The sequence below is a fragment of the Limnochorda sp. LNt genome (assembly GCF_035593265.1).
GTDB classification, from domain to species: domain Bacteria; phylum Bacillota; class Limnochordia; order Limnochordales; family Geochordaceae; genus Geochorda; species Geochorda subterranea.
The window spans coordinates 2,580,370-2,594,212 of sequence record NZ_CP141614.1; the positions used below are offsets into that span (position 1 = coordinate 2,580,370).

General features: G+C 73.2%; 12 protein-coding genes. 2 read left to right on the forward strand and 10 right to left on the reverse strand.

Annotated elements, in window-relative coordinates; translation table 11 throughout:
* Window positions 1-68 precede the first annotated feature (68 nt).
* From VLY81_RS12395 to VLY81_RS12405, 3 genes are all read right to left on the reverse strand, one after another.
* A complete protein-coding gene (locus tag VLY81_RS12395) occupies window positions 69-1,271 on the reverse strand; it encodes a glycine C-acetyltransferase (protein WP_324668509.1) in 1,203 nt (400 codons plus the stop codon).
* 26 nt (window positions 1,272-1,297) lie between these two features.
* A complete protein-coding gene (gene tdh / locus VLY81_RS12400) occupies window positions 1,298-2,350 on the reverse strand; it encodes an L-threonine 3-dehydrogenase (protein ID WP_324668510.1) in 1,053 nt (350 codons plus the stop codon).
* A 76-nt stretch (window positions 2,351-2,426) separates the two neighbouring features.
* Window positions 2,427-3,371, reverse strand: coding sequence for a GNAT family N-acetyltransferase (locus VLY81_RS12405; RefSeq protein ID WP_324668511.1), 945 nt, complete (start codon window positions 3,369-3,371; stop codon window positions 2,427-2,429).
* Between the two features lie 80 nt (window positions 3,372-3,451).
* Here VLY81_RS12405 and VLY81_RS12410 point away from each other — a divergent pair, with 80 nt between their 5' ends.
* Both VLY81_RS12410 and trxB read left to right on the forward strand, forming a co-directional pair.
* Entirely contained in the window at window positions 3,452-4,348 is an 897-nt protein-coding gene (locus VLY81_RS12410; RefSeq protein WP_324668512.1) for a 4-hydroxy-3-methylbut-2-enyl diphosphate reductase, read from the forward strand.
* 51 nt (window positions 4,349-4,399) lie between these two features.
* A complete protein-coding gene (gene trxB / locus VLY81_RS12415; protein ID WP_324668513.1) occupies window positions 4,400-5,344 on the forward strand; it encodes a thioredoxin-disulfide reductase in 945 nt (314 codons plus the stop codon).
* A 96-nt stretch (window positions 5,345-5,440) separates the two neighbouring features.
* On the opposite strand, the gene VLY81_RS12420 is transcribed toward trxB, so the two are convergent.
* The 7 genes from VLY81_RS12420 to VLY81_RS12450 form a co-directional block, all read right to left on the reverse strand.
* Entirely contained in the window at window positions 5,441-5,728 is a 288-nt protein-coding gene (locus tag VLY81_RS12420; protein ID WP_324668514.1) for a co-chaperone GroES, read from the reverse strand.
* A 31-nt stretch (window positions 5,729-5,759) separates the two neighbouring features.
* Complete coding sequence (locus VLY81_RS12425; protein ID WP_324668515.1) at window positions 5,760-6,011, reverse strand: glutaredoxin family protein; 252 nt, start codon at window positions 6,009-6,011, stop codon at window positions 5,760-5,762.
* A 119-nt stretch (window positions 6,012-6,130) separates the two neighbouring features.
* The gene (locus tag VLY81_RS12430; protein ID WP_324668516.1) at window positions 6,131-8,512 is read right to left on the reverse strand and encodes a hypothetical protein; all 2,382 of its coding nucleotides are present in this window, start codon (window positions 8,510-8,512) and stop codon (window positions 6,131-6,133) included.
* Window positions 8,509-9,648, reverse strand: coding sequence for a glycosyltransferase family 4 protein (locus VLY81_RS12435; RefSeq protein ID WP_324668517.1), 1,140 nt, complete (start codon window positions 9,646-9,648; stop codon window positions 8,509-8,511). The genes VLY81_RS12430 and VLY81_RS12435 overlap by 4 nt, the downstream gene beginning before the upstream one ends.
* A 70-nt stretch (window positions 9,649-9,718) precedes the next feature.
* Window positions 9,719-10,864, reverse strand: coding sequence for an AGE family epimerase/isomerase (locus VLY81_RS12440; RefSeq protein ID WP_324668518.1), 1,146 nt, complete (start codon window positions 10,862-10,864; stop codon window positions 9,719-9,721).
* A gap of 6 nt (window positions 10,865-10,870) precedes the next feature.
* Complete coding sequence (locus tag VLY81_RS12445) at window positions 10,871-12,235, reverse strand: glycosyltransferase family 4 protein (protein ID WP_324668519.1); 1,365 nt, start codon at window positions 12,233-12,235, stop codon at window positions 10,871-10,873.
* Window positions 12,228-13,691, reverse strand: a complete 1,464-nt coding sequence (locus tag VLY81_RS12450) for a phosphoglucomutase/phosphomannomutase family protein (protein ID WP_324668520.1) — start codon at window positions 13,689-13,691, stop codon at window positions 12,228-12,230. Before VLY81_RS12450 ends, VLY81_RS12445 begins: the two co-directional genes overlap by 8 nt.
* Window positions 13,692-13,843: the final 152 nt, after the last annotated feature.

A 13,843-nucleotide genomic window follows, 5' to 3' on the forward strand; every position in this document is an offset into this window, starting at 1 on the left:
CCGACGCCCTGCGGGCCGACGACGCGACGGGGCCACCGGCGGGGCACCACCGGTGGCCCCGGGGCCCTTCAGGTGCCCACGAGCCCCAGCTGCCGACCGGCCTTCTCGAAGGCCTCCAGGGCCTGGTCGAGCTCGGAGTGGCTGTGCTCGGCCGTCACGATGGTCCTCACGCGGGCCTTGCCGCGGGGCACGGTCGGGTAGACGATGCCCTGCGCGAAGACCCCGTGCTCGAAGAGCAGGTCCGAGAGGCGCAGGGCCCTCTCCTCCTCGCCGACGATGACCGGCGTGATGGGCGTCTCGCTGATGCCCGTGTCGTAGCCCATCCGGCGCAGGCCCTCCTTGAAGTAGCGGGTGTTGTCCCACAGGCGCTGGATGCGCTCGGGCTCCCGCTCCAGCACGTCGAAGGCGGCCAGGCACGCGGCCGTCACCGCCGGCGGGTGCGAGGTGGAGAAGAGGTAGGGGCGCGCCCGTGCGATGAGGTAGTCGATGAGCGTGCGGCTGCCGGCCACGTAGCCGCCCAGGACGCCGATGGCCTTGGAGAGGGTCCCCACCTGGATCTCCACCTGGCCGTGCAGCCCGAAGTGATCGACGCTGCCCCGTCCGTGGGTGCCCAGGACGCCGCTGGCATGGGCGTCGTCCACCATGACGATCGCGCCGAACTCGCGCGCCACCCGGACGATGTCGGGCAGCGGCGCGATGTCACCATCCATGCTGAAGACCCCGTCGGTGACGACCAGGATGCGCCGGGCCTTGGGCCGGGCCTCCTCCAGCAGGCGGCGCATGGCGTCGACGTCCCGGTGGGGGAAGATCCGGATCTCGGCGCGGGAGAGGCGGCAGCCGTCGATGATGCTGGCATGGTTGAGCTCGTCGCTGATGATGACGTCCTCTCGACCCAGGATGGCGGCCACGGTCCCCGCGTTGGCGGTGAAGCCCGACTGGAAGACCAGCGCGGCCTCGGTGCCCTTGAAGCCGGCGATGCGGCGCTCCAACTCCTCGTGCATGCGCAGGGTGCCGACGATGGGCCGCACCGCCCCCGACCCGACACCCCACTCGCGCACGGCCCGCTCGGCTGCCTCCTTGAGGGCGGGATGGGTGGCCAGGCCGAGGTAGTTGTTGGAGGAGAGGTTGATCACCCGCCTCCCGTCGATGACCGCCACGGCTCCCTGGGGGCTGTCGAGCACCCGCGGGTGGCGAAACAGCCCGCGCTGGCGCAGGTCGGACAGCTCCGCCTCCAAGAACGCCAGCGCCGCGTCAGCGGACGGTCCTGCCATCGTCGTCGCCTCCCTCGCCAGGGCCCTCACGACCCCGGGATCTCCAGCACGATCTTGCCGCACTGGCCGCTGGCCAGGAGCTCGAACGCCTCCTCGTACGCCTCGAGCGGCAGGCGATGGGTGACGATGGGGCGCACGTCGAGCCCGCCTCGGAGCAGCTCGCTGGTCTGCATCCAGGTCCGGAAGATCTCGCGCCCGTGGATGCCCTTGAGCGTGAGGCCCTTCATCACGACCTGCTCGCCCAGCTCGAGGGTCACCTCGCCGGGGGGCAGGCCCAGCTGGGCGACGGCCCCACCGGGCCGCACCATGCGTAGCCCCTGTCGGATGGCATCGGGGTGGCCCGACATCTCCAGCAGGACGTCGACGCCCTCGCCCCCGGTGGCCTCCAGCACCACCGCCACGGCGTCGACGTCGCGGGGGTCCATCACCCGGTCGGCGCCCATGAGCGCGGCCAGTCGCCGCCGGGGCGCCGACGTCTCGGTGACGAAGATGGCCGTGGCCCCTGCCCGACGAGCCACGGCGATGGCAGCCAGCCCGATGGGCCCGGCGCCAGTCACGGCCACCGTGGCGCCCGACAGGGGAAAGGCCAGCGCCGTGTGCACCGCGTTGCCGAGAGGATCCATGATGGCCGCGACCTCGTCGGGGATGGAGGGGTCGAGCCTCCAGACGTTGCGGGCCGGCACCACCACGTACTGGGCGAAGGCCCCGTCGGTGTCGACGCCGCCGATGCGCAGGTGGCGGCACAGGTGCGGCTGGCCCGCCCGGCACGCCCGACACTGGCCGCAGTAGAAGTGCATCTCCGCGGTCACCCGGTCGCCGGGCTCGATGCCCTCGACGCCAGGCCCTACCGCGTCGACCAAGCCCATCCACTCGTGCCCCAGCACGACAGGCGGCCGGATGCGGGAGGCTGCCCACCGGTCCCAGGCGTAGATATGGCCGTCGGTACCACAGATGCCGGCCAGCTGGACCCGGGCCCTGACCTGGCCCGGCCCCACCCCCGGCACCTCGACGCGTGTCAGTCGCAGCCCCGGCCCCGGGTGGAGCTTGGCCAGGGCCGCCATCCCACCGCCCGTCCCCATCGTCGCTCGCGCCTCCTCGGAGAGTTTCCCGAGGGGGCCCCCGCCCTCCTGCGCGGGACGGGCCCGGCGGCGGGGCTCAAGCCTCTTCGACCGGCTTGGAGAGGCGAGCGAAGACCCGGGAGATGGTGGCCCCCAGCTTGCGCGCGTAGAAGCACCGCGGCCCCGCCCACGCGATCTGGGCCTGCGCGTAGCCGCGCCGGGCCATCTCCTCCATGGCCCGCACACAGAGCTCGAGACCCACGCCCCCTCCCTGCAGGGAGGGCTCCACGCCCATGGGGCCGAACCAGCCGGGCCGGGTGCTGTCGAAGACCGCGAAGCCCACCACATCCCCGTCGCGTGTGGCGACGAAGCCAGCCGGCTCGGGCCGGTCCATGGCCAGCATCCCCTCGAAGGCCCAGTGGGGGCCCCAGGTGCGCCGCAGCCAGGCCTCGAGGGCCTCCCGGTCCTCGCGGCGAAGGGGCCTCACCGTCACGCCGCTCCGCTCCAGCGCCTGCTGGCGCACCGGCGGCGGATCGACCGGCAGCGGCCGCGTCAGGTCCACCTCCATGTTGAAGTCGTACCCCTCCAGGCGGTACCCCCGGCGCTCGAAGAGGCAGAGCGCCCCGGTGTAGCGCACGTCGACCCCAGGCCACAAGTAGCTGGGCGCCCCGCCGAAGGCGCGGATGCGGCGCGCCCCCCGACGGGCCAACCGCTGCTCCAGCTCGTCCAGCAGCCGGCTCGCCACCCCTCGGCGCCGGTAACCCGGCGCGACCGCCAGGAACTGCACGAACCCCGTTGGCCCCTCGGGCCCCTGCGTTCGCACGACCCCGGTGGCCGCCCCGACGAGCCGGCCGCCGTGGGTGGCCGTCAGCCACAGGCGGGGGTCCCGGTCGGGGTCGGCCAGGATCTTCTCCTGGAGCACCCATGCCTCGATGGGCTCGTCCGGGCAGGCCTGCCGCCACAGATCTGCCAGGAGCCGGGCGGCGTCCGGGCCATCGTCCAGGTCGTGGGTGCGCGGGCTGCTGTGCTCGTCCGTCACCATCGGTCGGCTCCCTTCGTTCGCACGCGTGCTTCTCGGCTCGGCGTGGGCTATCCTTTTGGAGAAGGAGGCACCCCGAGGCCGTGGAGGTCGTCCCCATCTCCCCGCGAGGCTACTGCTACGGCGTCGTCGACGCCCTCCAGCTGGCCACGGCCGTCGCCCGGGACCCGGCGACGCCCCGGCCCATCTTCGTGCTCGGGCTCCTGGTGCACAACCATCACGCCGTGGCGCAGCTGGAGAGCCTGGGCATCCGGTCGCTGGACGGACCCGACCGCCTGACGCTGCTGGAGCAGGTGCCACCGGGCTCCACCGTCATCTTCACCGCCCACGGGGTCTCCCCCGCGGTCAAGGCGGCGGCCAGGGCCCGGGGGCTGCACTGCGTCGACGCGACCTGCCCGGACGTGACCAGGACCCACGACCTGGTGCGGGATCTCGCGGCTCGCGGATATCTCATCGTCTACGTCGGCAAGCGCGGCCACCCGGAGCCGGAGGGCGTCCTGGGCGAGGCACCGGACCGGGTGGTGCTGGTGGAGACGCCCGACGAGGCGGAGCGCATCGAGCTCCCCCGCGACGTCCCCCTGGCCGTCACCACCCAGACCACCCTGTCGCAGTGGGACACCCAGGAGGTCATCGATCGCATCAAGGCTCGCTATCCCCGCGCGGAGGTCTACAACGAGATCTGCCTGGCCACCCAGTTGCGCCAGCAGGCGGCCGTGCAGGCGGCCGCCAGCGTCGACCTGGTCATCGTGGTGGGAGACCGGCGCTCCAACAACTCCGGCCGCCTCGTGCAGGTGGTCCGGGAGCGAGCGGGCAAGCCGGCCTACCTGGTGGAGGACGTGCGCCAGATCCGCCCGGAGTGGTTGAGGGGCGCCCGGCGGGTCGGCGTGACGGCCGGATCGTCGACTCCCAGTCCCATCACCCGCGAGGTCATCCGGTGGCTCGAGGCCTTCGAGCCGGACCGAGACGGCGGGTTACAATAGCGTCGCACTGGCAATCGATGCAAGCGTGGCCATGAGGAGGGGTGTCGCGCCATGGAGCAGGTGATCGTCCTCGGTTCCGGACCGGCGGGCCTGACGGCCGCCATCTACGCGGCCCGCGCCAGCCTGAGCCCCCTGGTGGTGGCCGGGCGGGAGGCGGGCGGCCAGCTGATGCTGACCACCGAGGTGGAGAATTTCCCAGGCTTCCCCGAGGGGATCCAGGGGCCGGAGCTCATGGATGCCATGCGCCGACAGGCCGAGCGGTTCGGCGCGCGCTTCGTCGACGACGACGCGACGGGCGTCGACTTCACCGGCCACCCCCTCAAGGTGACCGTCGGCGATCAGACCTACGAGGCCGAGGCCGTCATCGTCGCGACGGGCGCGTCGGCCCGTTGGCTGGGGTTGCCCTCCGAGCAGCGGCTGCGGGGGCGGGGCGTCTCCAGCTGCGCGACCTGCGACGGCTACTTCTTCCAGGGCAAGAAGGTCGTGGTGGTGGGCGGCGGCGACACGGCCATGGAGGAGGCGCTCTTCCTCACCCGCTTCGCCACCGAGGTGGTGGTGGTCCACCGTCGCGACGCCCTCAGGGCCAGCAAGGTGCTGCAGGATCGGGCCCGGGCCCATCCCAAGATCCGCTTCGTCTGGAACGCGGTGGTCGAGGAGGTGCTGGGCGACAAGAGCGTGGAGGGGGTGCGCCTGCGGGACGTCAAGACCGGTGAGACCCGTGTCGAGCCGTGCCACGGGCTCTTCGTCGCCATCGGCCACGATCCCAACACCGGCTTCTTGCGCGGGCAGCTCGACCTCGACGAGCGGGGCTACGTGGTGGTCCATGACGAGACGCGCACCAGCGTGGAGGGCGTCTTCTGCGCCGGTGACGTGGCCGACCACCGCTACCGCCAGGCCATCACCGCGGCGGCCGCAGGCTGCAAGGCGGCCATGGATGCGGAGAAATACCTGGAGGCCCGCCACGCGGCCCCGCTGGCCTCCTCGGCCAGCTCGTAGACCTGGAGGTTGGCCCCCGGACGCGGGGCGCCGCCCTCGCCCAAGCGGTTCGAGGGCGGCGCCCCGTCGCGACGAGACACGAGCGCGCGGCCGGGCTCAGGAGCTGGCCGCGACGCCGTCTCGCTCGATGACGGCCAGCAGGTCCGAGCGGTTGACGATGAGGTGCTCGACGCCGTCGATCTTCACCTCGGTGCCCGAGTACTTCGCGAAGAGGACCCGATCGCCCGGCTTCACCTTGATGGACTCGTCGTCGCCGACGGCGACGACCTCGCCCTCCTGAGACTTCTCCTGGGCGGTGTCGGGCAGGATGATCCCGCCCCGGGTGCGCTCCTCGGGCTTGACGGGACGCACGAGCACCCGGTCCTCGAGCGGCTTGATGGTCATCTCGTCGGATACCCCCTTGCACGCCTGTCGCTTATCGTCTCAGGCCCAGCAGCTGGTCGATGCGGGCCCGATCGAATCCCACGACGATGCGTCCGTTGATGTCGATGACGGGGACCCCCTGCTGCCCGGACTTGCGGATCATCTCCTGCGCCGCCCTGGGGTCACGCGAGACGTCGACGTCGTAGAAGCGGATCTGACGCTCGCGCAGGTAGCGCTTGGTGGCATTGCACCAGGGGCACGTGGGGGTGGAGTAGACGATGACGCGCGGTTGCGTCGATGCCACGGACGGACGAGCCTCCTCCCACCCGTGAGCCGGGGCGTATATACCCTACCGGGTACTGTAGTTGATCTTAGGAACGCGCCTCCGGGATGTCAACCCATGCGATCGCCCGCCGGATGGGCTCACGGCTCACCGTGGGCCCGCGTGGCTCGCGCCGCGAGGGCGGCGTCGAGCGCCCGCTCCAGCACCCAGGCCGCCGGCACCAGCAACGCGCCCGCGGCCGCCGTCACCCCCGAGTCGTTGGCCACCAAGGCCACGGCCGCACCCAGTGCCGAGGCCTCCAGGGTCACCCGCATGCGGGGATGATCCGTCAGGGCTCGGAGCAGGCCCCCTGCCGGCAGCCAAAACGCGGCCATCACCACCACCATGGCCGTGAACAGCACGCGGCTGTAGAGGCTGTAGCGCAGGAGCCGCCAGTTGAGGGCCAGTTTGCGTGCCGCGACGGAGATGACGTAGGCAGGCCCCAGCTCCTGAGCCTTCTGCGCCGTCAGCGCGAGATGGCTCTGCTCGGCCGCCGCGGCGCCGACGTCGAGGGCCCAGGCGATGCCCACCAGGCAGGCTGCGAGGGCCGCCCCCGTCAGCGCTCTGGCCACCGCCGCTCTCAGACGCGGGCGGGCGTCGGCGTACCACCCGGCGGCTGCCACCCCGACCCCGGTGGCCATGGCCAGCGAGCCCCCCACGTTGGCACCCAGGTCGGGGGCGGCCACCATCCAGGCCAGTCCCAGCAAGATGAGGGTCAGCGCCCACGACGCCCTGGGCCAGCGCTCGCCCAGTTCCCCGGCCGCCACCAGGGCCGAGCCCAGGAGCAGCCCCACGTGCTCGTTGCCGATCCCGTACAGGCGGGCGCCTCCGATGAGGTCGTAACCCATGAAGGAGCGAGCGATGAGGTCGAGGTGCCCGATCACGTCGGCCGCCAGCACCGCCATCGAGAGAGCGGCGATGACGGCGGCCGCGCTGACGCCCAGGCGGCGTCCGGCTCGCCGGGCCACCCAGGCGACCCCCGCCGCACCAGCGGCGACGGCAGCCAGCGACCAGGTGGTGCCCCCCCAGCCGGTCGCGGGAGGGACGGCCACCCACGGGTGGAGCAGCACCAGTGGGACGGCCACGGCCCAGGCGAGGGCGAGGCGTGCCAGGCCCGGCAGCCGGCTCCCGGCCAGGGCGCGCACCCACCCGGATGGTCGCCCCACGCGCAAGGCGGCGGCGAGGGCCAGCCCGGCGGCCAGGACGAGCACCTGGGCCGTGATGAGGTCGCTCATGACCCGCATCCGCCCGGACCAGACGAGGGCCCGCGCATCGGCCCAATCCCGCAAGGCCTCGACGCTGGGAGCGGGAGAGCCCAGCACCAGGGGCCGGCCGATCACCCCCGAGGGTACGGGGATCCCGGCCATGCGGGCCAGGGTGGGGGCCAGGTCGATGGCCATCACCAGGCCATCTCGCCGGGCCGTGAGCGAGCGCAGGGCCCGGGGTTCCCAGGGCCCGCGCCAGACGATGGCGGACAGGAGCCGGCCGTCACGCCCGTCCATCGAGCGCGCGGTGGCTCCCAGCAACAAGAGCGAGCCTCGGCTCCAGTACGGGTCAGCCTGCCACCAGCCCACCAGCTGATCCAGCGCACGGGCCAGCGACCGGTGGTGGGACTCCCGCACGGGCGCCGCCATCTCCGGCTCCTCCTGCAGTCGTCGCCAGAGATCGCCGCTGGCCACCACGGCCAGCATCCGGTCGGCGGTCGTCTCGCGGTCTGCGCCGTCCGCCGCTGCCATGTCTCGCAGGAGTGCGGGCACGCGCTCCCACTGGGTGCGAAGCCCCCCCGGGGCGCTGGGATCCTCGACGGTCAGGGGCCGGACGGCGCCGATCTCCCCTCGCGTGTCGACCAACAGCAAGCCCGCCGCCGCCAGGGGCGAGGAGCGGCCGGCCCAGGCGGCGACCGGCGGAAGATCCACGCCTCCCTCGGCCGGAGGGGCCACCCACCGGTCGTCGCCCATCAGGACCACCCGCACGCCCGCCTCACGCAGGCCCTCGCCCAGCCATCCCAGGGGAGCGAAGCTCCCGGCCGCCCGGCTCTCCTCCCGCAGCCGGGGGAGGTCCAGGAGCACGCGGGCCCCCGGCGACGGCGGGTACCCGGCCCGGCGCTCGAAGATGCCAGCCGCCGTCTCCCCGGCGGCGAGGCGGACCGCGCCGGCGCTCTCGATGCGCACGCCCGTGGCAAGGTTCAAGTAGGCCCCTGCGCCGGCCCGGAAGGGGGACAGGGGGTTGTAGACGGCCCGCGCCGCGCCCTGGATCAGCGCCCGGAGGTGTGGCGTCCGCTCCCCCATCGCGAAGCGATCGAGCCAGGCCCAGTCGAGACCGTCCAGGATCACCACCATCAGGGGCCAGCCGGCCCGAGCCGACGGCTCGGCCATCTGCACCGGCACGCCCGACCCGACGACGAGGGCGAGGGCCACCACGACCCCCAGCCACGGCCGCTTGCGCCCGAGCCGGCGTCCGACCATGCCCGAGCCCCCGTTCATGACTCCCCCCGTCCGGCCCCCCTCGCCTCGCGATACAGCGCCAGGGTCTCCTCGGCCATCTCCCGAGCCGTCCGAGCCGTCGCCCGCCGTCGCGCCTGCTCGCCCATGCGCCGACGGAGCTCGGGCTCACGGGCCAGCCGCTCGAGGGCAGAGGCCAGCCCCTCGGGCGAGGGGTCGACCACCAGGCCCGCTCCCTCGGGGACCACCTCGCGGCTGCCGGGGCACTCCAGGGCCACGACCGGCAGGCCGAGGGCCATGGCCTCGAGGGCCGAGTAGGAGGCGCCCTCCCGCAGCCATGGCAGCACGGCGGCATCGGCCTCCATCCAGACCCTGGCTGGCTCCGCCCATCCCAGGAACCGCACCCGGCGCCAGGCGCCCGTCGCACGGGCCCGCGCCTCCAAGTCGGGCCGACACGGGCCATCCCCGGCGATCCAGGCCTCCAGCTGCACGGACGCCGGCAGGCGGGCGATGCCATCGATGAGGAGCTCGATGCCCTTGGAGGCGTGCAGGCGCATCACGCAGGCCACGACCAGCGCACGGCTCCCTGTCCTGCCGTCCCGTCGCGGGCTGGCCTGGCTCCACCACCGGGGATCCAAGGCGTTGGGCACCACGGTCACGGGCCGGCGGCCGTCCAGCAGATCCTGGGCGAAGCGCCCGAGCGTCTCGGAGACCGCGATGAGCCGGTCCGCCCGTCCGAGGCTCCAGCGCACCATCCGACGCTGGGCGGCGCTCCAGATGCGACCGGACGGCGCGGGCAGGAAGTTGTGCACCGTCACCACGCGGGCCGCGGCCGAAGGCGGCGTCATGGCCAGCGCCGAGGCCCATGCCGCCTTGTGGCCGTGGGCGTGCACCACGTGCGGCCGCAAACGCCTGACAGCCCTTCGCAACCTGATGGCGGCGGCGAGATCGGCGCCGGGTCGCATCCCATCGCGCAGAGGCAGGGGCACGCCCCACGCACAGCGGGCGCCCCCGTCTCCGAGCCGGGCTCGGAGTCGCGCCAGGACCTCGGGGGGCGCGGCCACCGCCACCTCCACCCCTGCTTCCCGCAGGGCCCCCGTCAGGGCCGCCAGGTGGGTGACCATCCCCCCGGCGGCTTCCCGCATCAGGTGCAAGACTCGCAGGCGTTCCGGCTCCATGTGTGCGAAGGGCCGCCTTCTCCGGCCGCCCTTAGGGTGTGCGGAGGGCGGCCCCGGCTATGAGCCTCGCTCAGGCCATGGCCCGCGTCCGGGGCAGGGCCGCGCGCCGGCGCGCCTGCTCTACCGCCATGCGCGCCAGCAGGTGGGCCAGGGTCGACTCGGCGCCCTCGTTGGCGTTGACCCCATCCGGGCCCAAGCCGTCGCGGCAGCCACCCGTGGCCTCGTCGTAGAGCGGCGCGCCCAGCGCGTTGCGCCCGTAGAACCACTCGAGCGCTCGCTCCGCCTGCGTCAGGTACTCGCCACGCCCGGTGGCCACGTAGAGACTGGCGGCCGCCTCGGCCATGGCGCCTGCGTCGACGGGCTGCTGGTCATAGCGCGCCCTCGCCTGCCCCCGGACCCACCATCCGCGATTGCCGACCAGGTCCAGGTAGGCCCCGTTCCACAGGTGGTCCCAGAGAAACCGGTAGCTGGCCACGGCCACCTCCAGGAACGGGCCGTGGCCGGTCACCTCCCACGCCGCCACCAGCGCCTGGGGCAACCGGGCGTTGGCGTACGTCAGCCGGTCCTCGAACCATGGCCACGCGTCGCGTCGCGTCCGGTGGTAGGCCGAGACCAGGCGCTCGGCCAGCTCCGCGGCCATCTGCTTGAGCGCGCTCGCCGTCACCCCGTCGCCGACGGCCCGCAGGCGCGCCCGGGGGCTGCGCGCCAGGGCCCGGATCCCCAGCAGGGCGAACGCGACCGGCCGCAGGCCGCTCAGCTTGGGTGCCCACGCCAGGGTGCGCCCCAGGGCGCGGGCGGCACCCATCCACAGCCCCTCGAGCCCGAGCCCGGCCACCGCCTCCCCCAGCGCCCAGATGGCGCGACCCACCGGGTCGCCGGTGGCGCGGGCGTCCAGGAAACGGCGGTCCCAGCCGACGTCGTTGTGAAACCACCCGTCCGCGGTCTGGCAGTAGAGGATGAAGCTCAAGTAGCGCACCGCCAGCTCCAGGCTCTCGGGGTCCCGAGTCGACCGGTGGTGGCGGACGACGGCGACCAGGGCGCGAGCGTTGTCGTCCAGGGTGTAGCCCTCGGAGGCGTTGGGGACGGCCCCCAGGGCGTGCTCGACGATGCCAGTGGTGTCGGTGAGGCGCCTCACGTGGGCCAGGCTCCAGCTGGGCCCCATCTGGAGCCCGGCCGCCGGGGCCGCCCGATGCCGGCGGCGCTCACGGGCCGGCACGGCGCCTCACCTCCCGGGCTGGGAGTGGGCCTGCGACCAGTCACCCGCGAGGGGCAGGCCCCGGGGCGTCACCATCTTGGCCGCCCAGGCGGCCGAGGACGCGTCAGGCACGGCCGGCTCCTCCCTGGCCGAGCCGGCCACCCATTCGAAGAGGCGGCCGTAGCGCGCCCCGACGATCTCCCAGCTCATCGACTGTCCGAAGGCCCGTGCCCGGTGCTCCAGCGTCCGGCGCAGATCCTCGCTCTCCAGCACCCGCAGGACCTCGGCGGCCAGCGAGGACGGGTCACCGAACCGGCACAACAGCCCCCGTCCTGGCCCGATCAGCTCGCGGGCGTAGCGAAACGGCGTGGAGACCACCGCCTTGCCCGCGGCCAGGGCGTAACTGAGGGTGCCGCTCACGGCCTGGTCCTCGTTGGGATAGGGCAGGACGTAGACGTCGGCGGCCGCCAGCAGCCAGCCCAGATCCTCCAGGTCGAGGTAGCGGTCGATGAACTGGACGTTGTGCGCCACGCCCAGCTCCGCCGCCATGCGGATCAGGGACTGCCGGTACGCTTCGCCCGAGAGCTTGCGGACGTTGGGGTGGGTCTGCCCCGCCACGACGTAGAGGACGTCGGGCTGCCGCCGCGTCACCTGGGGCAGGGCCTGGATGGCTTGCTCGATGCCCTTGCCCGGGCTGAGCAGGCCGTACGTCAGCAGCACCGGGCGCTGCCCGAAGCCGAGGCGCGCCTTGGCCGCGGCCGAGGGGATGGCCGGGAAGTCGGGCGTCCCGTGTGGGATGACGAGCACCCGCGCTCGATCGATGCCGTAGACGCGCTCCAACAGGTCCAGGGCCGAGCGCGCCTGCACCACCACTGTGCGGGACCGCGCTGCCAGCTCCACCAGCAGCTGCCGCTGCTTCTCGTTGGGTCGGCGGAGGATGGTGTGGAGCGTGGTGACGACCGGCAGGCGGGTGGCCCGCAGCAGGTGCGTCACGACGTACTCTCCGTGGTCGCCGCCGAAGATGCCGTACTCGTGCTGGACGCTGATGACCTCGTACCCCTGGCGCTCCGCCCAGGCCGCGGCCGCCGCGTAACTGTCGGCGTCCTCCAGGGTCACGCTCAGGACCTGGTCCACCTCGCCCGCGTACGGCGGTCGCCGCTCCATCCGCTCCCACGACGGATCGACGGCGATGACGCCGGTGCGGGCAGCGGGCACCGCTCGCTTGAGCGAGCGGGCCAGGTCGGCCGTGAAGGAGGCGATGCCGCAGCGCCGAGGCGGAAAGGAGCTGACGAAGGCCACCCGGGGGCCGGTGCGCCACGACGGCAAGCCCATGCGCCGCGGGCGCCCCCGCAGGCCACCGAGCCCCTCCAAGCCGTCTTGATGCTCAAGCATGGCTGCGCTCACCTGCCGACACGTGCTCGACCCACTGCCGGCCGGTGCCGAGCAGGGCATTCAGGCGCTCGGGACGGTCCGCCTCGGCGTAGACCCGCACCAGAGGCTCCGTGCCCGAGGGCCGCACCATCAGCCAGGAGCCGTCTTCGAGCACGAACTTGAAGCCATCCACACGCTTCACTTCCTTGACGGGTACATCGGCGATCCGGTCGGGGGCGTGCCCGGCCAGCCGTTGCACCAGCGCTTGGCGCCGGGATTCGTCGAAGTGCAGGTCGAGCCGTCCGTACAGGTGGGGCCCCACCCGCCGGACGAGCTCCTGCAACAGGCCCGACACCGGCAGCCGAGTGGTGGCCATCAGCTCGGCCATGATGAGGGCGCTGAGGATGCCGTCGCGCTCGGGGATGTGGCCTCGTATGCCGATCCCGCCGCTCTCCTCGCCCCCGACGAGCACGTCGCCCTCCAGCATCCTCGCGCAGACGTACTTGAAGCCGACGGGCGTCTCCACCAGCGGAAGACCGTATCGTCGGGCGAGCCGGTCAATCATGGAGGTGGTGGAGACGGTCTTGACGACCTCGCCCTTGAGCCCGCGGTGCTCCACGAGGTGCATCAAGACGAGGGAGAAGATCTGGTGTGCGTTGACGAACCCTCCCGTCTCGTCGACCATGCCGATCCGGTCACCGTCACCGTCCACCGCGAAGCCGGCCTGCCAGCCCCCGTCTCGCACGCAGGACTTGAGCGGCCCCAAGTTGGGCTCGATGGGCTCGGGATTGAGCCCCCCGAAGCCAGGGTTGGCCTCCTCCCGGACGGCCACCAGGCGCCGCACGCCGGCCCTCCTGAGGGCCTCTGCCAGCACGCCCCTGGCGGCCCCGTGCATGGGGTCGACCGCCACCGCCAGGTCGGCCCGGGCGATGGCCTCCATGTCCACCAGGCCCAAGAGGCGGCGCAGGTACGGCTCGATGGGGTCGCACCACTCCACCAGCCCGGCCGCGACCGCATCCTCGAGGGGACGCCACGGGACGTCGGCCCCGTCCTCCTCCAGGATCGCATTGGCCTCCCGCTCGATGGGCGCCGTGATGGCCTCGGTGGCGGAGCCCCCGTAGGGAGGCTTGAACTTGAGCCCGTTGAACTCGGGCGGGTTGTGGCTGGCCGTCACGACGATGCCGCCCCCGAGGCCCCGCTCCACCACGGCCGCCGCGAGCGCGGGCGTGGGAGTCTCGCGCCGGGTGAGCAGCACCGGGATGCCGGCCCCCGCCAGCACCTCCGCCACGGTCCGGGCGAACCGCCCCGACAGGAACCGCCCGTCGTAGCCCACCCCGACCCCTCGAGAGGCCAGCCCCTGCTGGTGGAGGTAGCGGGCCATGGCCGCGGCCACGACCCGTACCCGCTCGAAGGTGAAGCCGTCCGCGATGACGTCTCGCCAGCCGTCGGTACCGAACCGGATCGGACGCGATGGCACCCTCCCGATGGTCCATCCCCCCAACCCTCTCGTGACCGCCGCATCCGGCGCGTTGGCGTGCACGGCGCCGTGCGACCCACAAGGCGACGGCGGATCGACCCGGGTGACCTTTCCTATCTTGCCACGATCGGCCGGGGGGCTCAAGGCGGGGC